The 25,088-nt window shown below is 73.3% G+C and carries 25 protein-coding genes and 4 tRNA genes; 13 read left to right on the forward strand and 16 right to left on the reverse strand.

Going from position 1 to position 25,088, the window contains the following annotated elements:
• Positions 1 to 7 precede the first annotated feature (7 nt).
• Both rph and rdgB read left to right on the forward strand, forming a co-directional pair.
• Positions 8 to 760 (forward strand): ribonuclease PH, encoded by a 753-nt coding sequence (gene rph, locus ACYVAP_RS06085; protein ID WP_498859976.1) that lies wholly within the window; start codon positions 8 to 10, stop codon positions 758 to 760.
• Entirely contained in the window at positions 757 to 1,392 is a 636-nt protein-coding gene (gene rdgB / locus ACYVAP_RS06090) for a non-canonical purine NTP pyrophosphatase (RefSeq protein ID WP_498859977.1), read from the forward strand. The genes rph and rdgB overlap by 4 nt, the downstream gene beginning before the upstream one ends.
• Before the next feature lie 101 nt (positions 1,393 to 1,493).
• Here the strand turns inward: rdgB and ACYVAP_RS06095 are convergent, their stop codons facing one another.
• The 3 genes from ACYVAP_RS06095 to ACYVAP_RS06105 form a co-directional block, all read right to left on the reverse strand.
• A complete protein-coding gene (locus ACYVAP_RS06095) occupies positions 1,494 to 2,030 on the reverse strand; it encodes an NUDIX hydrolase family protein (protein WP_264449388.1) in 537 nt (178 codons plus the stop codon).
• A 70-nt stretch (positions 2,031 to 2,100) separates the two neighbouring features.
• Positions 2,101 to 2,751 (reverse strand): histidine phosphatase family protein, encoded by a 651-nt coding sequence (locus tag ACYVAP_RS06100; protein ID WP_498859978.1) that lies wholly within the window; start codon positions 2,749 to 2,751, stop codon positions 2,101 to 2,103.
• 110 nt (positions 2,752 to 2,861) lie between these two features.
• Entirely contained in the window at positions 2,862 to 4,313 is a 1,452-nt protein-coding gene (locus ACYVAP_RS06105; RefSeq protein ID WP_498859979.1) for an MFS transporter, read from the reverse strand.
• A 257-nt stretch (positions 4,314 to 4,570) separates the two neighbouring features.
• Here ACYVAP_RS06105 and ACYVAP_RS06110 point away from each other — a divergent pair, with 257 nt between their 5' ends.
• Complete coding sequence (locus ACYVAP_RS06110) at positions 4,571 to 5,224, forward strand: TetR/AcrR family transcriptional regulator (RefSeq protein WP_498859980.1); 654 nt, start codon at positions 4,571 to 4,573, stop codon at positions 5,222 to 5,224.
• 29 nt (positions 5,225 to 5,253) lie between these two features.
• On the opposite strand, the gene ACYVAP_RS06115 is transcribed toward ACYVAP_RS06110, so the two are convergent.
• A tRNA-Leu gene (locus tag ACYVAP_RS06115) sits at positions 5,254 to 5,335 on the reverse strand.
• A gap of 65 nt (positions 5,336 to 5,400) precedes the next feature.
• On the opposite strand from ACYVAP_RS06115, the gene ACYVAP_RS06120 reads away from it, so the two are divergent.
• Together ACYVAP_RS06120 and ACYVAP_RS06125 are read left to right on the forward strand one after the other, a co-directional pair.
• Positions 5,401 to 6,156 (forward strand): SDR family oxidoreductase, encoded by a 756-nt coding sequence (locus tag ACYVAP_RS06120; RefSeq protein ID WP_137770428.1) that lies wholly within the window; start codon positions 5,401 to 5,403, stop codon positions 6,154 to 6,156.
• 54 nt (positions 6,157 to 6,210) lie between these two features.
• A complete protein-coding gene (locus ACYVAP_RS06125; RefSeq protein ID WP_498859981.1) occupies positions 6,211 to 6,693 on the forward strand; it encodes a hypothetical protein in 483 nt (160 codons plus the stop codon).
• A gap of 59 nt (positions 6,694 to 6,752) precedes the next feature.
• Here the strand turns inward: ACYVAP_RS06125 and ACYVAP_RS06130 are convergent, their stop codons facing one another.
• Positions 6,753 to 7,190 carry a YchJ family protein gene (locus ACYVAP_RS06130; RefSeq protein ID WP_498859982.1) on the reverse strand — a complete coding sequence of 146 codons (438 nt, stop codon included), beginning with the start codon at positions 7,188 to 7,190 and terminating at the stop codon, positions 6,753 to 6,755.
• Between the two features lie 113 nt (positions 7,191 to 7,303).
• On the opposite strand from ACYVAP_RS06130, the gene ACYVAP_RS06135 reads away from it, so the two are divergent.
• A complete protein-coding gene (locus tag ACYVAP_RS06135; RefSeq protein ID WP_498859983.1) occupies positions 7,304 to 7,888 on the forward strand; it encodes a sugar O-acetyltransferase in 585 nt (194 codons plus the stop codon).
• A 68-nt stretch (positions 7,889 to 7,956) separates the two neighbouring features.
• On the opposite strand, the gene ACYVAP_RS06140 is transcribed toward ACYVAP_RS06135, so the two are convergent.
• A complete protein-coding gene (locus tag ACYVAP_RS06140; RefSeq protein WP_498859984.1) occupies positions 7,957 to 8,853 on the reverse strand; it encodes an NAD-dependent epimerase/dehydratase family protein in 897 nt (298 codons plus the stop codon).
• 228 nt (positions 8,854 to 9,081) lie between these two features.
• Here ACYVAP_RS06140 and ACYVAP_RS06145 point away from each other — a divergent pair.
• Positions 9,082 to 9,155 (forward strand) — tRNA-Lys (locus ACYVAP_RS06145).
• Between the two features lie 240 nt (positions 9,156 to 9,395).
• Here the strand turns inward: ACYVAP_RS06145 and ACYVAP_RS06150 are convergent.
• Positions 9,396 to 10,178 (reverse strand): NAD-dependent epimerase/dehydratase family protein, encoded by a 783-nt coding sequence (locus ACYVAP_RS06150; protein ID WP_498859985.1) that lies wholly within the window; start codon positions 10,176 to 10,178, stop codon positions 9,396 to 9,398.
• A gap of 74 nt (positions 10,179 to 10,252) precedes the next feature.
• Between ACYVAP_RS06150 and ACYVAP_RS06155 the strand changes: the two genes are divergently transcribed.
• Positions 10,253 to 11,095: a PrsW family intramembrane metalloprotease gene (locus ACYVAP_RS06155; RefSeq protein WP_498859986.1), complete on the forward strand. Its 843-nt coding sequence runs from the start codon at positions 10,253 to 10,255 to the stop codon at positions 11,093 to 11,095.
• 188 nt (positions 11,096 to 11,283) lie between these two features.
• Positions 11,284 to 12,381: an NADH:flavin oxidoreductase/NADH oxidase gene (locus ACYVAP_RS06160; RefSeq protein WP_498859987.1), complete on the forward strand. Its 1,098-nt coding sequence runs from the start codon at positions 11,284 to 11,286 to the stop codon at positions 12,379 to 12,381.
• Here ACYVAP_RS06160 and ACYVAP_RS06165 read toward each other — a convergent pair.
• Both ACYVAP_RS06165 and ACYVAP_RS06170 read right to left on the reverse strand, forming a co-directional pair.
• Positions 12,372 to 13,034, reverse strand: a complete 663-nt coding sequence (locus ACYVAP_RS06165; RefSeq protein ID WP_498859988.1) for a Pr6Pr family membrane protein — start codon at positions 13,032 to 13,034, stop codon at positions 12,372 to 12,374. The two genes, ACYVAP_RS06160 and ACYVAP_RS06165, sit on opposite strands and share 10 nt — an antisense overlap.
• 112 nt (positions 13,035 to 13,146) lie before the next feature.
• Positions 13,147 to 13,923, reverse strand: a complete 777-nt coding sequence (locus ACYVAP_RS06170; protein ID WP_498859989.1) for a GTP pyrophosphokinase — start codon at positions 13,921 to 13,923, stop codon at positions 13,147 to 13,149.
• A gap of 259 nt (positions 13,924 to 14,182) precedes the next feature.
• On the opposite strand from ACYVAP_RS06170, the gene ACYVAP_RS06175 reads away from it, so the two are divergent.
• Entirely contained in the window at positions 14,183 to 14,356 is a 174-nt protein-coding gene (locus ACYVAP_RS06175) for a hypothetical protein (RefSeq protein ID WP_264449405.1), read from the forward strand.
• Positions 14,357 to 14,443: 87 nt separating this feature from the next.
• Here the strand turns inward: ACYVAP_RS06175 and ACYVAP_RS06180 are convergent.
• Positions 14,444 to 14,519, reverse strand: a tRNA-His gene (locus ACYVAP_RS06180).
• Positions 14,520 to 14,664: 145 nt separating this feature from the next.
• On the opposite strand from ACYVAP_RS06180, the gene ACYVAP_RS06185 reads away from it, so the two are divergent.
• Positions 14,665 to 15,018 carry a thiamine-binding protein gene (locus ACYVAP_RS06185; RefSeq protein WP_264449406.1) on the forward strand — a complete coding sequence of 118 codons (354 nt, stop codon included), beginning with the start codon at positions 14,665 to 14,667 and terminating at the stop codon, positions 15,016 to 15,018.
• A gap of 92 nt (positions 15,019 to 15,110) precedes the next feature.
• Here ACYVAP_RS06185 and orn read toward each other — a convergent pair whose 3' ends face one another.
• The gene (gene orn / locus ACYVAP_RS06190; protein WP_498859990.1) at positions 15,111 to 17,012 is read right to left on the reverse strand and encodes an oligoribonuclease; all 1,902 of its coding nucleotides are present in this window, start codon (positions 17,010 to 17,012) and stop codon (positions 15,111 to 15,113) included.
• 147 nt (positions 17,013 to 17,159) lie between these two features.
• Here orn and ACYVAP_RS06195 point away from each other — a divergent pair, with 147 nt between their 5' ends.
• Positions 17,160 to 17,714: an acyl-CoA thioesterase gene (locus ACYVAP_RS06195; RefSeq protein ID WP_498859991.1), complete on the forward strand. Its 555-nt coding sequence runs from the start codon at positions 17,160 to 17,162 to the stop codon at positions 17,712 to 17,714.
• Positions 17,715 to 17,730: 16 nt separating this feature from the next.
• Here ACYVAP_RS06195 and ACYVAP_RS06200 read toward each other — a convergent pair whose 3' ends face one another.
• On the reverse strand, positions 17,731 to 18,228 hold the full coding sequence (locus ACYVAP_RS06200) for a MarR family winged helix-turn-helix transcriptional regulator (protein WP_498859992.1): 498 nt from the start codon (positions 18,226 to 18,228) through the stop codon (positions 17,731 to 17,733).
• A gap of 193 nt (positions 18,229 to 18,421) precedes the next feature.
• On the opposite strand from ACYVAP_RS06200, the gene ACYVAP_RS06205 reads away from it, so the two are divergent.
• Positions 18,422 to 18,988, forward strand: coding sequence for an OsmC family protein (locus ACYVAP_RS06205; protein ID WP_498859993.1), 567 nt, complete (start codon positions 18,422 to 18,424; stop codon positions 18,986 to 18,988).
• Here the strand turns inward: ACYVAP_RS06205 and ACYVAP_RS06210 are convergent.
• The 4 genes from ACYVAP_RS06210 to ACYVAP_RS06225 form a co-directional block, all read right to left on the reverse strand.
• Positions 18,975 to 19,238 carry a hypothetical protein gene (locus ACYVAP_RS06210; protein ID WP_498859994.1) on the reverse strand — a complete coding sequence of 88 codons (264 nt, stop codon included), beginning with the start codon at positions 19,236 to 19,238 and terminating at the stop codon, positions 18,975 to 18,977. The two genes, ACYVAP_RS06205 and ACYVAP_RS06210, sit on opposite strands and share 14 nt — an antisense overlap.
• Positions 19,239 to 19,269: 31 nt before the next feature.
• A tRNA-Arg gene (locus ACYVAP_RS06215) sits at positions 19,270 to 19,342 on the reverse strand.
• A gap of 46 nt (positions 19,343 to 19,388) precedes the next feature.
• Positions 19,389 to 20,327: a DNA-formamidopyrimidine glycosylase family protein gene (locus tag ACYVAP_RS06220; RefSeq protein WP_498859995.1), complete on the reverse strand. Its 939-nt coding sequence runs from the start codon at positions 20,325 to 20,327 to the stop codon at positions 19,389 to 19,391.
• Positions 20,327 to 25,069, reverse strand: a complete 4,743-nt coding sequence (locus ACYVAP_RS06225; RefSeq protein ID WP_498859996.1) for a DEAD/DEAH box helicase family protein — start codon at positions 25,067 to 25,069, stop codon at positions 20,327 to 20,329. Before ACYVAP_RS06225 ends, ACYVAP_RS06220 begins: the two co-directional genes overlap by 1 nt.
• Between the last annotated feature and the right edge of the window lie 19 nt (positions 25,070 to 25,088).

Raw genomic sequence — 25,088 nt, forward strand, 5'->3', positions numbered from 1 at the left:
CACCCCGATGACCACCCCTGCCACCTCCGCCCCGCGCGTCGACGGACGCACCCCCGAGCAGCTCCGCGAGGTGCGCATCACGCGCGGCTGGCTCGACCACGCGGAGGGCAGCGCGCTCGTGGAGTTCGGCCGCACCCGGGTGCTGTGCGCCGCCTCCTTCACCGAGGGCGTGCCGCGCTGGAAGAAGGGCTCCGGCTCCGGCTGGGTCACCGCCGAGTACGCGATGCTGCCGCGCGCGACCGACTCCCGCTCGCAGCGCGAGAGCGTGAAGGGCAAGATCGGCGGGCGCACCCATGAGATCTCCCGCCTGATCGGCCGCTCGCTGCGCGCCGTCATCGATCTCGACGTGCTCGGGGAGAACACGATCCAGCTCGACTGCGACGTGCTCCAGGCCGACGGCGGCACCCGCACCGCCGCGATCACCGGCGCCTACGTCGCCCTCGCGGACGCGATCACCTGGGGACGCCGCCACACCTCGCTCTCCGCGACCGCCGAGGTCCTCACCGACTCCGTCTCCGCGATCAGCGTGGGCATCGTCGACGGCCGCCCGCTGCTGGACCTCGAGTACCGCGAGGACGTCGCCGCGGACACCGACATGAACGTCGTCGTCACCGGCAGCGGCGGTCTCGTCGAGGTGCAGGGCACCGCCGAGGGCGCCCCCTTCTCCCGCGCCGAGCTGAACCAGCTGCTGGATCTCGCCGAGGGCGGCTGCGCGGATCTCGCGCGGATCCAGCGCGAGGTGCTGGCGGAGCAGCGATGAGCGTGCACTCCGTCCTCGGCGGAGCACGCGTCGTCCTCGCCTCGCACAACACGGGCAAGCTCGAGGAGCTGCGGCGGATCCTCGCCGAGGCCGTGCCCTCGCTCGCCCCGGAGCAGGTGGTCTCCTCCGCGGGGATCGCGCTGCCGGACGTCGTCGAGGACCAGGTGACCTTTGAGGGCAACGCCCTGATCAAGGCCCGCGCCGCGGCGTCGGCGACGGGACTGCTCGCCGTGGCCGACGACTCCGGTCTCGCCGTGGACGTGCTCGGCGGGTCCCCGGGGATCTTCTCCGCCCGCTGGAGCGGCCGGCACGGGGACGACGCGGCGAACAACGCCCTGCTGCTCGCCCAGCTCTCCGACATCGCCGACGCCCACCGCTCGGCCCGCTTCGTGTGCGCCGCGGCGCTCGTCTCCCCGGACGGCTGCGAGCTGGTCCTGCGCGGGGAGATGACCGGACGCCTGCTCACCGAGGGGCGCGGGGAGGGTGGCTTCGGCTACGACCCGCTCTTCGTGCCCGACGGGGAGACCCGCACCTCCGCGGAGCTCACGGCCGCGGAGAAGGATGCGATCTCGCACCGCGGGAAGGCGTTCCGCGCGATCGCCGGGCACGTCGCGGAGCTGCTCGAGGGCTGAAGAACCTCCCGACACGATCGACCGTCGCAAGCAGCAGGCCCCCGGGGACGTCCCCGGGGGCCTGCTGCCGTCCCGTGGCGTGCGCGCGGCGGCGTGAGGGCTCAGATCACCCCGGCGTGCGCGAGGGCGCGGCGCACGACGATGTCGTGACCGCCCTCCATCTCGTCGAGGATCGTGGAGTCCAGGAGCTCCTGCACGGGCAGCCAGGCCAGCTCGAGGGCGTCCTCCTGCGGCTCGGTCTCCCCGCCGATCGGCACGAGGTAGGCGAGGGAGATCGCGTGCTGCCGCGGGTCGGTGAACAGGGACTGCCCCGGGGTGGGGAAGTACTCGGCGACGGTGAAGGGCGTCGGGGACGCGGGGATCCGCGGCATGGCCATCGGCCCGAGGTCCTTCTCGACGTGACGCGCGATCGCCTCGCGCAGGGTCTCGTGGACGAGCACGCGGCCGGAGATGATCGTGCGCACGATCCGGCCGCTGCCGGAGGCGCGCAGGAGCAGGCCCACGTCGCTGACGGTCCCGTCCACGTCGGTGCGCACGGGCACGACGTCCACGTAGGGGATGGGCAGGAGGCGGCGCAGCTCGGTGATGCGCTCCGGCTCGAACCAGGCTCCCTCGGCGTCGACGGCGGTGCGGTTCACGGTGTCTCCTCGGTGGTGATGTCGACGGATCGGTCCAGGCGGCTGCTGCCGCCGGTGGGGCGGGCCCGCGTCAGTCGCGGGCGGGCTCGAGGCCCTGCGGGCGCAGGTGGTGGTCCTCGAGGGCGAAGCGGGGGGATCGGTCGCGCGGCACGGTGACGGCCGGGAACTCGACCTCGTCACCGGCGACCATGCGCACCCGCCAGGTCTCGCCCTCGACCTCGATGAGGGAGAGGGTCCCGTTCGGGATCGAGGGCAGGTGCTCGCCGGTGACGCCGGAGAGGAGCAGGCGGATGAGCGTGCCGTGGGCGACGATCAGGACGTTCTTCCCGGGGTGCTGCTCGGCGAGGTCCTCGAGCGCCTCGGCGGCGCGGTCCACGACGGACTGGGTGGTCTCGCGGCCGGGGAAGGCGCGGCCGGGGTAGCGCTCCTCCATCTCGGCCACCGGGTTGCCCTCCGCGGCACCCCAGTCGATCTCCACGAGCCGCGGCTCGGTGCCCGCGAAGGGGATGTCGTGGTCCTCCGCGATGATCCGCGCGGTCTCCTCCGCCCGGGAGAGGGAGGAGGACATCGCGAGGTCCCAGTCGACCGGGGGGACGGTGTCGAGCGCGACGTGGGCCTGCTCGCGCCCCGTCTCGTTCAGCGGCACGTCGCTGGATCCCTGGAAGAGGCCCTGCCGGTTGTACTCCGTCTGGCCGTGGCGGACGAGACCGAACAGGGTCATCGGGGATCTCCTCGAGGTCGGTGCGTGCGGGCGGTCGCGGCGCACGCCCGCCAGCGTACCGTCGGTGGTCGGCGCGGTGATCGGCGTGCCGCCCGTGGGGCGGGGCAGGATCAGTGCGCCTCGGCCGTGCGCGAGTCGGTGAGGGTGAGCGCGCCCCATCCGGCGAGCAGCCCCACGACCACCGCGAGCGCCCCGTAGGTGATCGCCTCGCCGTGGTGGAAGAGCGTGACGAGCGCCGTGTCCCAGGTGCCGGCGGGCAGCACGGAGGCGACGAGGACGGCGATGAGCGTGCCGACGAGGGCGGTGCCGATGCTCGTCCCGAGCTCCTGGGCGGTGTCGTTCAGGGCGGCGCCGAGCGAGGTGCGGTTCTGCGGCATCGCCTCGACGAGGGCGACGGCGCAGATGGTCATCACGGTGCGCATCCCGAGGGTGAGCACCACCATGGCCGCGGCGATCGCGAGGTAGCCGTGGCTCACGGCGAGTGCCATGCCCGCGAGGCCGAGGGCCAGCAGGCCGACGCCCACGAGGCACGCCATGCGATGGCCGAGGCGGGAGAGCAGCGCCTCGGAGACGGGCGTGGCGGCGATCATCGTGAGGATCATCGGGAGGTTCGCGAGGCCGGCGACGAGCGGGCTCCAGCCGTTCGCGTACTGGAAGTGCAGGATCAGGCCGAACATCATGCCGGCCATGGCGAGGGAGGAGCCCATCTGCGCGAGGGCCGCGCCGCGGATCGTCGGCCGCCCCAGCAGGGAGAGGTCGAGCATGGGGGCGGCGGTGCGCCGCTCGTGGACGAGGAACGCCGCGAGCGCGGCGAGGGCGCCGATCGCGCAGCCGAGGGTGAGGGTGCTGGTCCAGCCGTGCTCGACGCCGCTGGTCAGGGTGAAGCAGCCGAGGCCGATCGCGAGCATGCTCAGCAGCGCGCCGGGCAGGTCGAGGCGGTCGTGGGTGAGGTCCTCGGGGCGGTCCGCCGGCACGCCGCGGAGCACGCCGAGGACGGCGAGCAGGGCGAGCGGGGCGTTGAGCAGCAGCAACCACTGCCAGGGGAGGTGAGCGAGGGCGGTGCCGCCGAGGACGGGTCCGAGGATGAAGCCGCTCATGCCCACGACGATCATGACGGTCATGGCGCGGCGTCGCAGGGCCGGGTCCTCGAAGAGCCGGAAGACGAGGGAGTTCGTGATCGGTGCGGTGAGCGCGGCGGCGAGGCCGAGGGCCGCGCGCAGGGCGATGAGCTCCCCGCCGGTGCTCACGGCGAGCACGGCGAGGCTGATGAGGCCGAAGGCGGCGAGGCCCACGAGCAGCACGCGGCGGCGGCCCAGGCGGTCCGCGACGGAGCCGGCGGTGAGCAGCAGGCCGCCGAAGGTGAGGGAGTAGGCGCCGGTGATCCACTGCAGGGTCGTGGTGCTGCCGCCGAGGTCGCGGCCGATGGTGGGCAGGGCGATGGTCAGCAGCGTGTTGTCGACCATCTCGACGAAGAACGCGAGGCAGAGGGCCGTGAGCGGCACCCAGGCCGCCCGCAGCGAGGTGTAGGTGCGCGCCGGCGAGGGCGCGAGGGTGGTGGTCATGGTATCCTCCAGAAGGATCGAACGATGTTCGAGAACCGAACACAGTTCGAGAAGATAGAACGGCGTTCGGTCCGGCGCAAGTGTGATGTGATGAGCGGATGGAAGAACGACGTCCCCCCGGCCCCGCGCCGCGCCGCGGAGGCGGCCGCCCCGAGCGTCCCGGCGGTGGTCGCGGTGCAGGGGCGCGACGTCCCGAGGGGCGCGGCGGACCGGGCCCCGGCGGGCGGCGGGATCCCCGCGCCCGGGCCTCGCTCTCGATGGAGGCGGTCGTCACGGCCGCCGTGGCCCTGCTCGACGAGGCGGGGGAGGGGGCGCTCACCTTCCGGGCCCTCGCGGTGCGACTGGGCGGCGGCGTGGGCAGCATCTACTGGTACGTCTCGAGCAAGGACGAGCTGCTGGACCGCGCGGCGGACCACGTCGTGGGGGAGATGCTCGGGCGTGCGACGGTCTCACCCGCCACCGAGGACCCGATCGCGGATCTGCGCGCCCTCGCGGTCGCCTTCTTCGAGGCGATCGTGCGCCGGCCCTGGATCTCCGCCTACTACCTGCGGGACACGGGCGTGCAGCCGAACGCCCTCGAGCTCTATGAGCGTATGGGGCAGCAGGTGCTGCGCCTGGGGCTGCCGCCCAAGGAGACCTTCCACGCGGTCTCCGCGGTGGTCGGCTTCGTCATCGGCATCGCCGCGGACCTCGGCCAGCAGATGCCTCGGGAGGTGCGCGAGGGGGAGATCGACCCGGCCGTGTACCTCGAGCGGGAGGTCGAGCGCTGGCGCGGGACCGACCCCGAGCAGTACCCCTTCATCCACTACGTCGTGGACGTGGTCGCGGTGCACGACGACACCGAGCAGTTCCTCGCGGGCCTCGACCTCCTGCTGGAAGGGCTGCGACGGAAGGCCGACGGCACGTCCTGAGGCCCCTCGACCGCCGCTGGACTCCTCCGTGCGCGAGGGGGGACTCGAACCCCCACGCCCTGGGGCACTGGAACCTAAATCCAGCGCGTCTACCGATTCCGCCACTCGCGCGCCGGACCAGGGTAGCGGCAACCGGTAGGCTTCCCCGGTCACGTCCCCGTCCCACAGGAGAAGCAATGAGCGCCCTCGCAGGCAAGACCGCCGTCGTCACCGGATCCTCCCGAGGCGTCGGCGCCTCCACCGCGAAGCAGCTCGCCGCCCAGGGCGCGAACGTCGTCGTCAACTACCGCCAGAAGGCGCCCCGCGCGAACAAGGTCGTCGCGGAGATCGAGGCCGCCGGCGGCCACGCGATCGCCGTCGGCGCGGATCTCACCGACCCCGCGGGCGTCCGCTCCCTGCTGCAGGCCGCGGTGGACACCTTCGGCGGCCTCGACCTGCTCGTCCTGAACGCCTCCGGCGGCATGGAGAGCGACCTCGGCGAGGACTACGCGATGAAGCTCAACCGCGACGCCCAGGACGACGCCCTCACCGCCGGCCTCGAGCACCTCGGCGAGGGCTCGCGCGTCGTGTTCGTGACGAGCCACCAGGCGCACTTCATCAACGAGGTGGAGACCATGGCGCAGTACGAGGCCGTCGCCCGCTCCAAGCGCGCCGGTGAGGACGCGCTCACCGCGCGCCTCCCCGAGCTCGCCGAGAAGGGCGTCTCCCTCGTCGTCGTCTCCGGCGACATGATCGAGGGCACCGTCACCGCGACCCTGCTGAACCGTGCCGAGCCGGGCGCCCTCGAGGCGCGGCGCGAGGCCGCCGGCCGGCTCTACTCGGTGGACGAGTTCGCCACCGAGGTCGTGAAGGCCGCGACCGCCGACGTCCCCTCCGGGCACGTCGAGCTCGTGGGCGGCGCGGGCGACTTCCTCGCCCGCACCCAGGGCTGATCCCCGCTCGCGATACGATTCCCGCAACCGAGACCGCAACCCCGCACGGAGGCAATGGTGGCCAAGAAGCAGAGCCTGGACGACATGCGCGACGAGGCCTACCGGCGTCAGGACAACCTCGCCGCTGACATCGACGAGCTGATCGACCGGGTCAACCCCAAGAATGCAGCGCTGCGCTGGAAGAACGAGCTCGTCGGGTCGCTGAAGGGTTTCTCCGACGCCGGTGACGGGAAGTCCCCCGCGGTGCCCCTGAAGGCCATCGCGGGCGGCGTCATCGGCGTGGCGGTGCTGGGAGCGGGCGTTGCGATCGCGGTCGCCGCCTCCCGCCGCGAGCCCACCCGCGGGCAGAAGGCCGCGAAGGCCATCAAGCAGGGCCGCAAGCAGACCGGTCGGTCCGCGAAGGACGTCCGGAAGGCCCTGAAGAAGTCCACCCTGCCGGGGACCGACGAGGCCGAGCGCTATGCCGGCGAGCTCGCGTCGCTCCTGCAGGACGCCGCGAAGCGCGCGGAGAAGAAGGCCGCGGCCGTCGGCCGCTGATCGCCCTCTCCGACCGGACGCCCCGGGCCCGCCTCAGCGCGGGCCCGGGGCGTCCGTCGTCAGTGCGAGCCGGGCGCGTTCGTCAGCTCGCCGGAGACGTACAGCCACGTGCCGTCCTCCCGCACGAAGCTCGAGCGCTCCCGCAGCTCCCGCCGACCCGCCGGGGTGCGCGCGATCGCGGTGAACTCCACGATCCCCTCGGCGTCGAAGGGGCCGCCGGCCTCGGTCGCCGTGACCTGCAGCCGCTTCCACACGAAGCCGTCGTCGAAGGAGGACTCGAGGTCCCGGTAGGAGGGGCTCGTGCGGGGGTGCCAGGTGCGCAGCAGGTGATCGGCGTCGTGGACCACGTTCGCGGTGAAGCGCGAGCGCATGAGCGCCTCCGCGGTGGCGGCGCGCTTCGTGCCCGCGAGCAGCGGACCGCAGCATCCGCCGACGGTGTCGCCGCTCCCGCAGGGGCAGCGGGCGGAGTCCTCGAGGGGCGTGGGGGAGATGCTCATCCCCCGATTATCGGGGCGGCGGGGGTCGGCGCGGTGCGGCCGTCGCCGCGAGCGTGCCGAGCGCCTCATCGTGTGCGGCGGATTCTCCGGGTGTACGCCCGTACGCTTGGCCCATGAAGCCCTTCCAGATCGATGAGAACGACCCGCGCCCCGCGATCGAGCGCATGCAGGCGGGGGACTGGTACATCGCGGACGACCCCGCGATCCAGCAGGCCTACCGCCGCGCCCTCGAGGCCGCCGCCCGCTTCGAGCGCGCCTACCCCGAGGACCCCGACGGCTCCCAGGAGATCCTCCGCGCGCTGCTCGGCGAGCTCGGCGAGGGTGCCCACGTGCGCGCCCCGCTGCGCCTGGACTACGGCACCCAGCTGCACATCGGCGCGGGCACCTTCGTGAACTACGGGCTCACCGCCCTGGACGTCGTGGACATCCGGATCGGGAAGGGTTGCCAGCTGGGCCCGAACATCCAGCTGCTGACCCCGATCCACCCGCTCGAGGCGGAGCCCCGCCGGGCCGGGTGGGAGGCCGCGGAGCCGATCACCATCGGCGACAACGTGTGGATCGGCGGCGGGGCGACGATCATCGGCGGCGTGAGCATCGGCGCGGATTCCGTGATCGGTGCCGGCTCCGTGGTGACCAGGGACGTCCCCGCGAGCTCCGTCGCGGTCGGTAGCCCCGCGAAGGTCATCCGCACGCTCTGAGCGCGAGCACAGGGGCCCCGCCGTCGTCGACGGCGGGGCCCCTCGCTCTGCTCAGGGTGCTGCTGCGCTCAGCGGCGGGACCAGCCCGGGGTGGAGGGGCCGACGGTGGGGCGCCAGCCCGTCTCCGACATGAAGCGCACCGAGGAGACGCGCAGCGAGCGCCGCTGCGTCTCGAGGCGGGTGCCGACGATCGCCTGCGTGATCTCCGGGTAGAACTTCGCCGGGGCCGAGGCGCCGGCCTCCGTCGCGAGATCCTTCGCCCAGCGGCCCTTCGTGATCGGCTCGCCGCCCACGTTGTAGAACCCGCTGCCGGCGCGGAGGGCGGCCACGAAGGCGCGGCCCGCGTCGCTGTGGTGCAGCAGGGTGATGTAGTCCTGCTGGCCGCCCAGCAGGATCGGGTCGCCCTGGCGGACGGCCTTCAGGGCATGCGTGGTGTGCTGGTCACGGCCGAACAGCTGGCCGAGGCGCAGCACGACGGCGGTGCGGCCCGCGGTCGCGAAGTCGACGGCGGCGCGCATCTCCCGCACGCGCGGGCGGAACGCCTGATTGCGCACGGAGAGCGGCTCGTCCTCCCCGATCCAGTCCGAGCCGTTGCTCGGGTAGAGGTACACCGTGGACTCCTGGACCAGGCGCGTGGCGCCCGCGCGGGCGGCGGCCTCGGCGATCGCGACGGAGGCCTCGAGGTGGAGGCGGTCGTCCTCGCGCCAGGCGAGGGGGCGCAGGCCGGACATGCCGACGGGCACGTGGGCGAGGGTGTTGATGACGACGTCGTGGCCGCGAAACGCGCGGGCGAGGTCCCCGGAGGAGAAGACGTCCGCGACGACGGCGCTGCCGCCGCGCCCCTCGATGATCTTGGCTCCGGAATCACGACGGGTGACCCCCGTGACCTCGTGGCCCGCGGCGACCAGTGCCTCGACGGCCTCCTGGCCGAGCACGCCGGTGGCTCCGGTGACGGCGATCCTCACGCAGACCTCCTGTGCGGTGGTGGCGGACCGCCCGGGGTGCGACGGTCCGGGCGGCCGAGTCTAGGAGGTCGAGTCTAGGCGATCCTCCAGGTGGAGCCGGGGAGTCGGCTGGATGGCGGGCGCGGGGCCATGGCGGGCGTGCCGGGCGGTCGTCGCTGTCAGCTCCCTCACAGAGGGCCCTCTGGAGTTGGCGCGCGGCCGGGCGGGCGGTAATGTTCTTCCTCGTCGGCGCCATTAGCTCAGTTGGTTAGAGCAGCTGACTCTTAATCAGCGGGTCCGGGGTTCGAGTCCCTGATGGCGCACCCGATGAGAAGCCCCTCGGTCGAGAGACCGGGGGGCTTCGTCGTTCCCCGGTCATGTCGGCCGACGATCCGGCCCGGTGCCCGGCGTCGCCCGGCCCGGTGACTGGCATCCCGGATCCATGTCCGTTTGCGCGGCTGAGTTCCCGTTGTGGAACCCCAGTGCGCAAACGGACATGGCCCAGGGGGTCATCGGCCCTCGGGTCGGGGTGGGCCGGTCAGGTCTGTTGCGGGGCGTGGTGGTCAGGACCCGGCGGGCCAGGTGTCGGGGACGTCGGCCCCGCCCTCGACGACGTGCTCGCGGGCGCCCGGGAGGTCCACCCAGGAGTCCTCCGGCCGGTAGCCGAGCTCGAGCGTCGTGTTGGTCATCGACCAGCGGCGGTTGGGGTTGTCGGAGATCGCGTAGTAGAGGCCGAAGGTGCTCTCCGCCTCGATCGCGCGGCGCACCACGCGCACGCAGTCCCCGGGGCTCAGCCACATCGCGCGCAGCACGTCCTCCTCCGCCTCGAGCGGGTCCTCGGTGACCCAGCCGATGCGCAGGGAGATCACGTCGAGGCCGTGCTCGTCGTGGTAGAAGCGGCCCAGCGCCTCGCCGAAGATCTTCGAGACGCCATAGAGCGAGTCGGCGCGGGGGAGGGTGTCGGGGTAGACGGGCCACTGCTCGAGGCGGTCGTACATGCCCATCGCATGGTTCGAGGAGGCGAGGACCACGCGCCGCACTCCGGCCTCGCGGGCGGCCTCGAGCACGTGGCGGGTGCCCACGATGTTCGTCTCCAGCACGTCGTCCCAGTCGGACTCCGGGGAGGCGGCGCCCGCGAGGTGGACGACGGTGTCGACGCCGTCCATGAGGGCGAGCACCTCGGGGTAGGCGGAGATGTCGGCCTTGTGCAGGGCGCCCTCCTGCTCGGGGGTGCGCGGGGTGCGGCCGTGCTGGATCAGGTCGTACTCCTCGCCCAGACCCTGGACGAGGTGGAGGCCCACGCCTCCGGTGGCTCCGGTGATGAGGACGCGGCGTCGATCGTTCATCCCCCGATGATCCCGTCCCCGGGTGACCTGGGCAACACGCATAATGATCCTCATCGAGTCGAAGGGAACCTGTCATGCCGACCGCCTACCCGTGGTATCTCCGTTTCTCGTGGATCGCCGCCCTGCTGGTGGGGGTGGTCGCCTATGTCGTGCTCTTCGTCGTCATGCTGCTCACCCAGAACTCGACGATGCTGCCGAGCGTCCTGCTGGTCGGCGCGGCGACGGTCCCGCTCACGGTGCTGCTGTTCGCTCAGTCGAGCCGGGCCGGCGCTCTCGTCCCCACCCCCATCGTGCTCGTCACGGTCGTGCTCGCCGGGCTCGTCGGCATCACGATCGCGGGGCTCGAGGAATCGATCGCGGGGGCGCTCCTGGGCCGGGAGTCGATCCTGCTCGTGGGGGTCATCGAGGAGACCGCGAAGCTCGTCGTGCCGCTGGTGGTGCTCGCGACCGCGCACCGCACCACCCGCAGCGGCGGGATCGTCGTGGGGATCGCCGCGGGAACCGGCTTCGCGGTGCTCGAGACGATGGGCTACGGCTTCAACGCGCTCCTGGAGAGGGGCGGGGGCCTCGCCCAGCTGGACGCGACGCTCATCCTGCGGGGCGTGCTCGTCCCGGCGGGCCATGTGGCGTGGACCGGGGCGATCTGCGCGGCCCTGTGGCATCTCGTGGACTCCTCGCGCAAGGTGCTCGCGGCGCTCGAGCTCGCGGCGACCTATGTCGCGGCGATCGTGCTGCACACCGCCTGGGACGCGACCTCCAGCATGGCGGTTCACGTGGTGATCGGCGTGGTGAGCGTCGGCGCGCTGCTCGTGCTCACACTGCGGGCGCACCGCGCGCACGTGCGGGCGGCGGTCGCTCGGGCGACGACGGTCGACGCGTCGTCCGCCGCACGTCCCGGCGGCGTGGCCCCGATCTGACCCACGGACATCGCGCCGGGGTCCGGGCGGGCGGGATGTCCGGATGGTCCGCACCACGATGTGACGGGTCCGACACCTGCGCACTGCATTGGCGCAGGAAGAAATAAAGCGCGCACGCAACGAGTTGGCCCGGTGGGCCCGCTCCCGAGCGGGCCGGAACATCCCCTCGTGCGAAGGAGACCCCTCCGGTGCCCTCTCAGCTGCTGTCCCCGATCGCCCTGCGCGACCTCACCGTGCGCAACCGCATCTGGGTCCCGCCCATGTGCCAGTACTCCGCCACCGGCCGCGACGGCGTCGTCACCCCCTGGCACCTCATGCACTACGGCTCCTTCGCCCGCGGCGGCGCCGGCGCCGTGATCGTCGAGGCCACCGCCGTCGTCCCCGAGGGCCGCATCTCGCCCACGGACCTCGGCCTCTGGGACGACTCGCAGCGCGACGCCCTCCGGCCCGTCGTCGAGCTCGTCCACGAGCAGGGCGCCGTCGCCGGCATCCAGCTCGCGCACGCCGGTCGCAAGGCCTCCACCGGCGCCGAGTGGGGGACCGGCCGCCCCGGCCAGTCGCTCCCGGAGCCCGAGGGCGGCTGGACCACGCTGGCGCCCTCCGCGGTGCCCTACGAGGGGCTCGCCGATCCCGTCGCCCTCGACGAGGCCGGGATCGACCGCGTCGTCGACGCCTTCGTGGCCGCCGCCGAGCGCGCCGTCGAGGCGGGCTTCGACCTCCTCGAGATCCACGGCGCCCACGGCTACCTGCTCCACGAGTTCCTGTCGCCGCTGAGCAACCGCCGGACCGACTCCTACGGGGGCGACCTCGCCGGGCGCGCGAAGCTGATGCTGCGCGTCGTCGACGCCGTCCGCGCGCGGATCCCCGAGGGCATGCCGCTGCTCGCACGGCTCTCCGGGACCGAGTGGACCGACGGCGGCTTCGACCTCGAGGAGACCACCCAGGTCGTCACCTGGCTCGGCGAGCACGGCGTGGACATGGTCGACGTCTCCTCCGGCGGCAACGTGCCCGCCACGATTCCGGTCGGCCCCGGCTACCAGACCCCGCTCGCCGCGCACCTCAGCGCGCACACGGACGTGCCGATCTCCGCGGTCGGCATGATCGACGAGCCCTTCCAGGCCGAGCACGTGCTCGTCACCGGCCAGGCCGAGGTGGTTCGTGTGGGTCGCGCCTTCCTCCGCGACCCGGCCTGGGCTCTCCATGCCGTGATCGCGCTGCACGGCGACGCCGAGATCATCCCGCCGCAGTACCGCCGCGCCTACCGGCAGCAGCTGCGTCAGGGCTGAGCGGGCCCCGGACCCACCTCGCTCGCGGAGCGACGCCCGCGCGTGCGGGCGCGGGTGCGCCGATCCGGCTCACCCGCGCCCCGCGCGCGCCTCCCGCCGATCAGGTGCATGAGCGTGCCGACGGCGACGAAGGCGGCGAGCACCACGAGGACCGTCACCAGCACCGGACCCCAGCCGGTGACCGTGGGATCCAGGAAGGCGTAGGGGTACCAGCCCGTGATCGCGCCGCGGATCCAGGTGAGCGTCAGGTAGGCGAGCGGGTAGGCCAGCCACCACAGGATCCGGGTGCGGTGCGCGGGGCCGCGGCGCGGGGTCAGCAGCCAGTCGGCGAGCGCGGCGAGCGGGGCGAGGCGGTGCAGCACGATGCCCTGCCAGCCGATGTCCCAGCGCCCCAGCTCGGAGAGCGGTGCCACGAGCAGCGCGTACACGAGCCCCGTCATCACGAGGTAGAAGGCGACCGCGCCGCGCAGGTCGTCGATGCGGCGGGGGAGCACCGCCGCCCATGCCGTCGCCACCGCGAGCACCACGAGCATGGCGTTGCTCTGGTTGGTGAAGTAGGAGACGTCCTGCGCGAGCAGCCCGTCGCGGGCCGCGTGCACCGCATCGGAGGTCAGCGCCGCGAGGACCACCGATGCGAGCGCGAGGCGCAGCATCAAGGCGTGGGTGCTCCTCCGCGGAGCCGGGGTCTGCATCGGCTCATGATCCCCGGCGCCCGCGGGGCCGACAACCCCGCGCGGGGGAGACCGGCCGACGGGGCCGCGGTGCTCAGCCCTCCGCGGGCGGTGCGGGCCGCTGGGCGAACAGACTGCCCTCGTGGACGGGCATGGGGCGGATCTCCCCGCGCAGCCGTTCCATGCGGGCGTCGAGGTCGTCGGCGACCCGGGCGGCGTCGTCGAGCTCCGCGCGCAGCTCGGGCGGCAGGTTCCGCTCGTATTTGTAGGAGAGCTTGTGCTCCACGCTCGCCCAGAAGTCCATGGCGATCGTGCGGATCTGCAGCTCCACGGGGACCTGCTCGACGTGCGTGGAGAGGTACACGGGCACCCGCACGATGAGGTGCAGGGAGCGGTAGCCGTTGGCCTTCGGGGAGGCGATGTAGTCCTTGACGGTGAGCACCTCGAGGTCGCCCTGCGCGGCGAGCATCTCCGCGACCCAGTAGGCGTCGGAGACGAAGCTGCAGGTGATGCGGATCCCCGCGATGTCGTGGATCCGCTCCCGGATCGCCCGCACGGTCATCTCGCCCTCGGTGCGCAGCGCCTTCTCGACGAGGGACTCCACGGACTTCAGCCGGGTGCGCACGTGCTCGATGGGGGAGTACTCGTGCATCTGCTCGAACTCCTTGCGGAGGATCTCCACCTTCGTCAGGACCTCGTCGATCCCGAACTGGTAGTGCATCCGCAGCTCGGTGAACTCCTCGAACACCTGGTGGAGCTGCTCCGCGAGCGCCTGCGGGTCCGCGCCGACGTTCGCGAGCTGCTGCTGGCGCGCCGCCACCATGTCCCGCACCCGGTCGGGGACGTCGGCGTCTCCAGGCGTCGCGGTCATCGCAGGGTCCTTCCGTCGGGTGCAGGAGGACCGATGGTGCCACGGGGAGCTGGCAGACGCCCGGGCGGCTCCGCGCAGTGATCAGCCGCGGTCCACGTCGCCGAGAGCGGCCAGCGTGATGCGCAGCACCCGGAGCGCCGCCTCGAGGTGCTCGTCCGGCTGAGCGCCCCGACCGTCGTGCGATCGGCGCTCTGTCCTCGCGCGCTGGGGGACCGCACGGGCGGCTCGTGCGTCGGACCCGGGCGGCAGACTCACGGGCATGAGCACGAAGGAGCAGTACGCGCTGTGGGCCCATCAGGTGCGCGAGCGGGTCGACGCCCGACAGGCGGAGCTCGAGCTCGGTCTCGTCGCGCGCGGTCCTCGTGCCTCCACGTGGTGGCGGGACGAGCTCGGCGAGGAGAGCCAGGACCCGGGCGGCTGGGACGCCGCATGAGGAAGGACCGCGGTGCCCCTCGGTGACCGCGGGGCGGGACAGGGGCGCGCAGGACATGAAAAAACGCCCTGTCGCCAGGGCGTTTCTTGGGGTGATCGACGGGATTTGAACCCGCGACCGCCTGGACCACAACCAGGAGCTCTACCAACTGAGCTACGACCACCATGTGCGGAGCGAGCTCCGCAACGAGAACCGAGCATACCGTCCTCGGAGCGGATCTCCGCACCACGGAGCGGGATTCGTGGTGTGAGACGCGCCCCATCCGGGCGGGAGCCCCGCCTGGGCGCTCTGTGGAGGAGACTGGCCGCATGATCGTCGCCTTCTCCGTCCAGCCCACCGGCACCCCCTCCGATCCGCAGCTCGAGCGCACGCTCGGCGAGGGGGCGGATGCCGCGAGCGTGCACGACGCGGTCGCCGCCGCCGTGCGCGTGGTCCGTGACTCGGGCCTGCCCACCCGCACCAGCTCGATGTTCACCGAGATCGAGGGGGAGTGGGACGAGGTGATGGCCGTGGTGAAGGCCGCCACCTTCGAGGCCGGCCGCTACGGCTCCCGGATCTCCCTCGTGCTCAAGGCGGACATCCGTCCCGGCCACGACGCCGGCGAGCTCGACGGCAAGATCGAGCGCCTCGACGCGGCCGTGGAGCGGCTCGAGGAGGGCTGAACCCCGCGCCTCCTCCCGGTGCGCGGAGGGGCCCGGGGAGCTCGCCGTGTCGGCGTCGCTCCCCGGGCCCATAGGTGTCGGGGTCGCTTCCCTCAGGCCTGGCTGTCCAGGAGCCCCTCGCGCAGCGCTTCCGCCATCGCCGGGGCGACCGGCAGGCGCGGGATGATCGTGGCCTGGAAGGCGTGGTAGATGTCCGGCTTCCCGGGCCAGGTCACGCCCTGCACCTCGTTGTCCGCGTCGAGCTCGTGGAACCATGAGCCGCCCTCGGCGTCCAGCAGGTACGTGGAGACGTACTCCCACCACTGCTCGTAGCGCTCGGCCCACACCGGGTCGCCGGTGACGCGGTACATGACGGCGGCGGCGCCCACGGCCTCCGCCGCGACCCAGTGCATGCGCTCCTGGGCGACGGGCTTCCCGTCCCAGTCCACCGTGTAGACGAAGCCCGGCGCGCCGTCGAGCCCGAAGGTCGCCGCGGACTTCTCCATGAGCGCGGTCGCCGCCTCGAGCATCCACTCGGGCGCCTCGCCGTCCGCCGCGATGAGCGCGGAGCGGGCCTGCAGCACGAGCCGCGCCCACTCGATCCAGTGACCGATCGTCGCGCCGTAGGGGCGGAACGGGTGGTTGGGCTCGTCGGCGTTGTACTCGAGAAGCGGGTTCCAGTCGGTGTCGAAGTGCTCCGGCAGCGCCCAGTCGTTGGCGCGCGCGAACTCGTCGATCGCGCGGGTCGCGATGCCCACGGCGCGGTCCAGCCAGCGGCGGTCGCCGGTGACGTCGGCCGCGGCGAGGAGCGCCTCGACGGTGTGCATGTTCGCGTTGATCCCGCGGTAGTCCTCGAGATCGGTGAAGGTGCGGTCGAAGGTGTCGACGCTGAGGCGGGCCTCGGCGTCGAAGAACTTCGCGTCGAGCACCTCGAGCGCCTCGTCCAGGAGCGCGGCGGCGCCGGGCCGGCCGGCGGCGGTCGCAGAGGCCGCGGCGAGCACCACGAAGGCGTGGGCGTAGGCCTGCTTGGTGTCGTCGACGACCTTGCCGCCCTCGACGGCGGCGAACCAGCCGCCGTGCTCGCGGTCCCGGAAGGCCCCGGTCAGGGCGGCGATCCCGTGATCGGCGAAGCGGCCGAAGTCCGGGCGCCCCAGGAGGTGGCCCAGGGAGAAGCAGTGCGTCATGCGGCAGGTGATCCACAGCTCCGAGGGACGGGAGAGATCGGGCTCGCCGTTCTCGTCGAGCCAGGCGAAGCCGCCGTCCTCGCGCACGGACTCCGAGCCGAACAGCAGGAGGTCGTCACCCTCGCCCTCGAGCCAGGTCCGATGGACCGGGGCGTCGAGCCACGGAGTGCGCGGCGGGCGCGCGGCCTCGACGGGGGCGGCGACGGAGCCGGCGGGCAGCTCGAAGGCGCGGGAGGCCTCCTGCGCCTGGGCGGTCGTCGGGCCGGGATCGGCGACGAACAGCACCTGTCGGTAGTACTTGAGCTCCTGGATGGACTCGCGGATGTCCGCGAGCGCCCGGTGGCCGCCGTGCTTCTTGGGGACGTTGTAGTAGACCCGCGGGAACCAGCGCTTGGCGAGCTCCTTGAGGCTCGAGACGTCGATCGTGCGGTAGGAGAGCCAGTTCGCGAACTCCGGCACGTCGCGGTCCAGGAACGCGCGGTCGGTGCCGACGCTGTTCCCGGCGAGCGGCGCCTTGCCCGGCTCGGGGCAGTGCTCCTTGACGTAGGCCAGGCACAGCTCCTCCGCCTCGCGCATGCTCATGCCGCCGTCGAGCTCGTCGATGAGCCCGGAGGTGGTGTGCATGGTGACGACGAAGGGGTCCATGCCGTCGAGCGCCCCGGCCGGGGGCTTCACGACGACGTCCACCCCCTCGCCGAGGATGTTGAGGTCGGCGTCGGTCACGAGGACGGCGATCTCGATCAGAGCATCGTTCTGCTTGTCGAGTCCGGTCATCTCGCAGTCGACCCAGATGATGCGGTCAGAGGCGGCGCGGGCGCTGGTGGAGGTCACGAGCGCCTACCCTACGCCGAGCACGGGCCCGCCCGCCGGGCCCTGCTCGCGGAACCGCGTGCCCCCGTCAGTGCCACGAGTAGTTACCATCGGGTCATCGTCGCGGGGGCCGCCCCGCACGGCACCGTCGCCGGGAGGACCTCACCGATGAACATGTACCTGCGCCTGCTGTGGCTGATGATCCGACTCCGCCTGCGTCGCGGCCGCACCCTGAGCATCTGGGACACCTCCCGCACGGCGTTCCGCGTCAACCCGCTCGACCTCGACGTCCAGCGGCACATGAACAACGGCCGCTACCTCTCCCTCATGGACCTGGGCCGGATGGACCTCATGATCCGCTCCGGGTTCTGGCAGCACATCTCCGCCCAGGGCTGGTACCCCGTCGTCGCCGGGCAGACCATCACCTACCGTCGCTCGCTCACGCTCGGCCAGCGCTTCCACCTCTCCACCCGCGTGCTCGGCCACGACGAGCGATGGATCTACATGGAGCAGGTGTTCCGGGTGGGGGAGACCGTCTATGCCGACGCGATCGTGCGCGCCCGCTTCCTGCGCTGGAAGGGCGGCTCGGTGGACGTCTCCGAGGTGCTCGAGGGCGCCGGCCCGATGCCGGAGCACCTGGTGGTCCCCGACTGGGTCGAGCGCTGGAACGCGGAGTCCTCGGCGCACAGCCGCGCGGTGGGGGAGAACGACCGCGGACGCTGAGCGGACCGGGTGGACGTCAGTCGGCGTCCTCGGCGCGGGTGAGCCGGAAATGGTCCTTGGGATCGAGACCCGCGACGATCGGCTCGAGGGCGTCGGCCAGCTGCTCCATCTGGGCGGGGCTGAGCTTCTCGAGAACCCCGGCGCGCACCGTCTCCAGATGCCCGGGCGTCGCGAGGATCATCGCGCGCCGGCCGTCCTGGGTGAGCGTCGCATTGGTCGCGCGGCGGTCCTCCGGGTGCGGGGTGCGGGAGACCCAGCCGCGGTGCTCGAGACGCTTGATCGCCTTGGAGAGCCGGGGGAGGGAGGAGTTCGTCGCGACGGCGAGCTCCTTCATCTGCAGCTTGTGCCGCGAGGCGAGGTTCAGCCGGCCCAGGAGCTGGAACTCGAAGTGGGTCATGCCGGCGTCCGCCTGGAGCTCGGCGTCGAGCGCCGCGGGGAGCAGCTCGCAGGTCGCGATGAGCGCCAGCCAGGCCCGTGACTCGGTGGCATCCATCCTCGGCGGCGTGAAGGTCATGGGGGCATCCTACGGAGCAGGCGTCCCCCTACTATCGATCGGACACGACATCGATGCAGGTCGCGTCCGGGATGCCGGATTCACGCGCGTCCGGGGGTGAGGGACTGTGCCGCTCCGGGGTCATCACCTGTGCTGATGACGGTATGTGGCGGAGCTTGGTGACCTCCGCGTGCACGATCCCTAGCGTGTGCCCATGACCCTCACCGACAGCACCTCCCTCGACACCGACCTCGCCGAGAGCGCCGCCGCCCGGTCCGAGCGCCTCACCGCCGCCGGGCAGGTCTGGGGCGAGCGCATCGACGCCCGTCGCGACTCCGCCCACCTCACCTACCGCGTCACCGGCACCGGCGTCGGCTCCGTCGCCTCCCGGATCACCGCCGGCAAGCATGAGTTCGCGGTCGACGAGCCCGCCGCGCTCGCCGGCGACGACCTCGCCGCGAGCCCGGTCGAGGTCGCGCTCGGCGCGCTGATCTCCTGCCAGGTCGTCGTGTACCGCCTGTACGCCCACGCGCTCGGCATCCAGGTGGACGACGTGGACGTCACCGCCGAGGGCGACCTCGACGCCGCGCGCCTCTTCGGCAAGGACGAGTCCGTGCGCGCCGGCTTCGGGGACGTGCGCCTGACCGTGCGCCTCACGGGCCCGGAGACCGCCGAGCGCTACGAGGAGCTCCGCGCCGCCGTCGACGCCCACTGCCCCGTGATGGACCTCTTCCAGAACCCGACCCCCGTCACGACGACGGTCGAGGTCACCGCCTCCTGACGGGATCACGGCCCGCGAGCCGGCGCCGCAGCTCCTGGACGCCGCTGATCACCAGCAGGACCCCCACCACGGCGAGCAGCGTCCACTGCTCGGTCGCGACGGCCGCGACCCCGGCGACGACGAGCGCCGCGAGGTAGACGAACGCCAGCACCCGCTGGGAGACGCCCAGCAGTCGGGCGCCGAGGCGGGTGCCGGCGAGGCGCAGGAGGACCAGCAGCACGATCGCCCCGAGGGTCACGAGCTTCAGCATCGGATCCCTCCTCGTCCGGGCGACAGGTCGGTGCCCCCACCCGGACTCGAACCGGGAACCGACGGATTAGAAGGCCGTTGCTCTATCCATTGAGCTATGGAGGCGCGGCGCGGCGGGCCGGAGCTGGTCCGGATCGGCGCCGCACAGAGTCTAACGACCGGTGCGACCCCGCGGTCCGCGCCCCGCGTGCGGTGACCAGGCCCGGGCCCCGGTCGACGTGCCGCGCGGGTCCTCGCCCTGGCAGCGCGGGCAGGTCCAGAACACCCGGCCCTCGGTCCCCTCGAGGCGCGGCTCGGCGATCTCGGAGCGCAGGATCCGGGCGCGGCAGCGGCGGCACTGCTGCCCGCCCCTCCCGTACACCCAGAGGTCGCCGTCCCGCCCCAGCATGCCGCCGGTGGTGACCCGCACCTCCCGCTCGGCGTTCAGCAGGAGCAGGCGGCGGGCGAGGTCCACGAGCGCGCCGAGGTCCCCGGCCTGCGCGACGGTCGCCGCGGGATGCACCCGGCGCAGGAAGCACAGCTCGCTGCGATAGATGTTGCCCACCCCTGCCAGGAGGTGCTGGTCCAGGAGGGCGAGGCCGATCGACCGGTCGGTCTCCGCGGCGAGGTTCGCGATCGCGCGCTCCCGGTGCCCCTCGGACCAACCGGGGTCCAGGAGATCCGGTCCGAGCGTTCCCACGAGCTCGGCCTCGTCGGCCGTGCGCAGGAGCCGCACCTGCTGGACCTCGTACGCGATCGCCCGCGCCTCGCGGCCGTCGTCGTCCCGTGCCGTGAGCCGGATCCGGATCGTCGCGGGGTCGCGCGGGCCGGCGCTCGTGTCGCTCGAGCGGAGGGCGCGGCCGTCCACGCGCCAGATGCCGTCCATCATCAGATGGGAGTGCAGGGTCATCGGCGGCGCCCCGGAGCCCTCCGGCGGGACGAGACGGATCAGCAGATGCTTGCCGCGTGGGCGCACCTCGCGCACCCTCCAGCCCGTGAGATCCGCGGTCGCGTGCCGGGGGACGCGCAGCTCGCTCGACGTGAGCGTCGCGCCCGCGAGCGCCTCGTGAAGGATCCGGCACTGCCGGAAGACGGTGTCCCCTTCCGGCATCAGCGTCCTCCTGCCCGCACGCGCAGCGACTTCGGCGAGCGGTAGCAGCCGGCGTCCACGAGCGCCTGCGCGATCCCCGTGACGGCCTCGGCTCCGATCGCATGGCCGTTGATCCGCTCGATCTGCAGCTGGGGGAGGCGGGAGTCCTCGACGACGGCACGCACCAGCTGCTCCGCGGCCGGGGTGATCAGCTCGCCGTCGGCCCACCACAGCAGGCTCCGGGCGCCCTTGTCGACGACCGCGAGGGGATGGCCGTCCACGAGCATCACGAGGGCGCCCGCGCGGCGGGCCGGTCGGACGGTCGCTCCCTCCGGCGGGGCAGGGGCGAGAGGCGGCCAGGGCAGCGACGCACCGTAGGGGTTCGCGGGGTCCGTCGCGGCGAGCGCCACGGCGCCCGCCTCCGGCGACGGCCCGGAGTGCTCCTCCGCCTCCCGCTCGCGGTCCCGCAGCAGGTCCACGGCCTCGACCGGCGCGAACTGGGAGGCGCCGAGGCCGTCCACGAAGTAGCCGCGGCGGCAGCTGCCGTTCTCCTCGAGCACCGACAGCACCCGGTACACGCCCGCGAAGCCGCCCGGCAGGTCCTCGACGTCCATCGCGCCGCGGGTGACGACCCCGTGCCGGTCCAGCAGCAGCGTCGCGAGCGCACCGGCCCGTGCGGCCGGGTCCACCGGCTCCACGCGCACGGCGGACCACCTGCCGGCGCCCGTCGGCCCGGTGACGAGCTCCGACGGGCTCGACGCGCCCTGCCGCATCATCGCCGCGGAGAGCCGGGCGGCGCCGCGACGGCTGGGCTGCCGGGAGCGTCCGGGCGTGCGCGAGCGGGCGGAGCGCGGGGCGCTGCCGCGGGTGAGCACGCGCAGCGCCTCGAAGGAGTCGTTCGTGACGAGGGAGGCGAACGCGAGCTCCCACAGCGCCTCCTGCAGCTCCTCCGGCGGGACCGCCGCGCCGTCCTCCGCAAGGGCGGTGAGGAGCTCCCCGGTCCGGAGCGCGCCGGGCGTGCCGCGCAGCAGGGCCAGCAGCCGCGCCGCGGTGGAGCCCTCCGGGAGCGCGGCGGCCGAGGTCTCGAGCTCCGCTGCGTCCAGGCCGAGCGGCAGGGCGTCCGCGAGGTGCAGGCGCACCCAGGCGTCGTCGGCGCCGAGCCGGCCGTGCCCGGTCCACACGAGCTCGCCGGCGGCGAAGGCGGAGTCCACGAGCGCCGGCGTGATCTCCGGCAGCCGCGCCGGGAGCACCTGCGACTCCCAGGCGGAGGCCGGCAGGGACACCCCGGTGAGCTGGTCGATCACCGAGAGCAGCCCGTCCCGGCCGTGCCAGTCGGGGCGGGCGCGGCGGCCATCGGCCCGGCGCGGCACCAGGTGCTGCCAGGTGCCGAGGAAGCGCGCGTACACGGGGCCGGGCACGGGAGCGATGTCGCGCCGGGACGCGGCGAGGCTCGCCCGACGGATCCGGCGCAGCACCTCCGCGTCCACCCACTCCTCCCCGGTGCGGCCGGGGGTGAACTCGCCGGTCTGGAGGACACGCTCGGAGGCGAGCTGCTCGAGCGCGGCCCGGGCCACGCCGGGGGCGAGACCGAGCGCCTCGACCACGTGCTCCGCGGGGAAGGGGCCGCGGGAGCGCGCCCAGCGCTGCAGAAGCTGGGGGACGGCGCGGTCCACGGGAGCGAGCAGGGACTCGGGGAGACCGGGCGGCAGAGCCACGCCGAGGGCGTCCCGCAGCAGCGCGGCGTCCTCGATCCCGGCCACGTGCTCGGCCCCCGCGAAGCGCACGGCGATCACGCGCCGCGCCCGCTCGAGCTCCTCGATCGCCGCGTCGACGTCGAGCTCGCCGGCGGCGCGATGGGCGAGCTCGGCGCGGGTGAGCGGTCCCAGCCGGCGCAGGGCGTCCGCCACGTTCTCCGCGGTGCGCAGCGCGCGCTCCTCGGTGAGACCCTGCAGGCGCTGCTCGACCTCCGCGATCACCTCCGCGTCCAGCAGCTCGCGCAGGCTCACCGATCCCAGCAGCTCCGCGAGCAGCGACTGGTCCAGGGCGAGCGCGGCCGTGCGGCGCTCCGCGAGCGGAGCGTCGGTGTCGTAGATGAACTGGGCGAGGTAGCCGAACAGCAGCGAGCGGGCGAAGGGGGACGGCGCCTCCGTCTCGACCTCGCGCACCTGCACCGTCCGCCGTGTCACCTGGGACATCAGGTCCACGAGGGAGGGGAGGTCGTAGACGTCCTGCAGGCACTCGCGCGCGGCCTCGAGCATGATCGGGAAGTCCGGGTACGGGCGCGCCACCTCGAGCAGGTGGGCGGAGCGCTGGCGCTGCTGCCACAGCGGTGCCCGCTGGTTCGGGTCACGGCGCGGCAGCAGCAGCGCCCGCGCCGCGCACTCGCGGAAGCGGGAGGCGAAGAGGGCGGAGGAGCCCACGAGCCGCCGCACCTCCTCCTCGATCTCCTCCGGGGTGAAGACGAAGAGGTCCGCGCCGGGCGGCTGCTCGCCGTGCGGGATCCGCAGGACGATGCCGTCGTCCGCGGCCATGACCTGGCCGTCGAGCCCGTAGCGCTCCTCGACGCGGGCGCCGACGGCGAGGGCCCAGGGGCCCGTGATCCGCTGGCCGAGCGCGCAGTGCAGGACCACCCGCCAGTCGCCGAGCTCGTCGAGGAAGCGCTCCACGACGAGCTGCCCCGGGCCGGGCACCGCCCCCGTGACCTGCTGCTGCTCGGCGAGCTGGTCGAGCAGCACGGTGCGGGCGTTGCCGTCGAGCCCCAGCGCTTCGAGCCGGCTCTCCGCCTCCTCGCGGGGGAGGGCGGCGAGCTCCGCTTGCGCGGCCTGCAGGGCACGGCCCAGGCTCGCGGGGCGGCCGTCGCCGTCACCGTGCCAGAAGGGGATCCGGCCCGTCAGGCCGAAGGCGGGGGAGACCGTGACCCGTGAGGCGGTGATCTCCTCGATCCGCCAGCTCGTGGTGCCCAGAGTGATGACGTCGCCGCGGCGGGACTCGTAGACCATCTCCTCGTCGAGCTCTCCCACGCGCCGCTGCTGCGTGTCGTCGTCCCCGGTGACCAGGTGCACGGGGTAGAGGCCGCGGTCCGGGATCGTGCCGCCGCTGGTCACCGCGAGGCGCTGGGCACCCGGGCGCCCGGAGAGCGTTCCCGCCTCGTGGTCGTGGACGAGCCGGGGCCGCAGCTCGGTGAAGGCGGTCGAGGGGTAGCGGCCGGCGAGCAGGTCGATCGTCTGGTCGAAGGCCGCGCGGGGCAGGGCGCGATAGGGGTGCGCGCTGCGCACGAGCTCGAACCACTCCTCGACCTGGAGGTCCTCCATCGCGGCGGCGGAGACGGTGTGCTGGGCGAGCACGTCCAGGGCGTTGCGCGGGACGGAGAGCGGCTCGATGCGGCCCGCGACCGCCTCTTGGACGGCGACGGCGGAGCGCAGCACGTCCATCGCGTGCAGCGGGTGCAGCACGCCTCTCGAGACGGCGCCGACGTCGTGCCCGGCACGCCCCACGCGCTGCAGCAGGCTCGAGACGCTCATCGGCGCGGCGACCTGCAGCACGAGGTCGACGGCGCCCATGTCGATGCCGAGCTCGAGGGAGGAGGTCGCGACGACGCAGCGGAGGCTGCCGGACTTCAGCTGGTCCTCGATCTGGGCACGGATCTCCTTGGACATGGAGCCGTGGTGGGCGCGGGCGATGTCCTCCAGCTCGGTGCCGTCGGGGCCCTCGACCCGCTCCGCCCCGTCGGACAGCGGCGAGGGATCGGCGGCCATGCGGCGGGCGTGGAGCCGGTTGAGCTTGCCGGTCAGCCGCTCCGCCTGGCTGCGGGAGTTCGTGAACACGATCGTCGAGCGGTGGGCGAGGACCTCCGCGAGCACCGCCCGCTCCACGTGAGGCCAGATGGTGCCGGAGACGTCCTCGTCGTCGACCGCGTCGACCGGCGGCTCGATCGCCTGGAGATCGGGGACGGGCATCGTGATCGTGAGGTCCCAGCGCTTCGTCGAGGGCGGTCGCACCACGGTCACGTCCCGATGCCGGCCCGCGCCGGAGAGGAAGGCGGCGACCTCGTCCACCGGCTCCACCGTCGCGGAGAGCCCGATCCGCTGCGCGGGCCGCTCGAGAAGGGCGTCGAGGCGGGCGAGCGACAGCGCGAGGTGCACGCCGCGCTTGGTGCCGGCGACCGCGTGGACCTCGTCGATGATCACCGTGTCCACGGCGGTGAGCGTCTCCCTCGCCTGGGAGCTGAGCATGAGGAACAGGGATTCGGGGGTCGTGATGAGCACGTCCGGGGGATGCGCCGCGAGACGGCGGCGCTCCGCGGCAGGGGTGTCCCCGGTGCGCACGCCCACGCTGATCTCCCGGCGCGGCAGGCCGAGCCGCTCGGCGGCGCGGGCGGTGCCGACGAGCGGCGAGGTGAGGTTCCGCTCCACGTCCACCCCGAGCGCCTTGAGCGGCGAGATGTAGAGGACGGAGGTGCGCCGTCGCTCCCGGGGACCGCGCGCGGAGCGAGCACCGCGGGGCGACGACGGAGTCTCCTCCGGCGCCGCCATGGTGAGGCGGTCGATCGCGGTGAGGAAGGCGGCGAGGGTCTTGCCGGAGCCGGTGGGGGCGACGACGAGGGTGTCCTCCCCGCGCTCGATCGCGGCCCAGGCGCTGCGCTGCGCCGGGGTGGGGCCCGCGAAGGACTCGGCGAACCAGGCGGTCGTCGCGGGGGAGAAGGAGGCGGGCAGGCCGGTGCCCTCCCCGGAGGCGGGGTCAGGGTCCTGCGGGCCGGTGCGCATCCGCCCATTGTGGCGCGCA

This window comes from Brachybacterium horti (genome assembly GCF_054777615.1).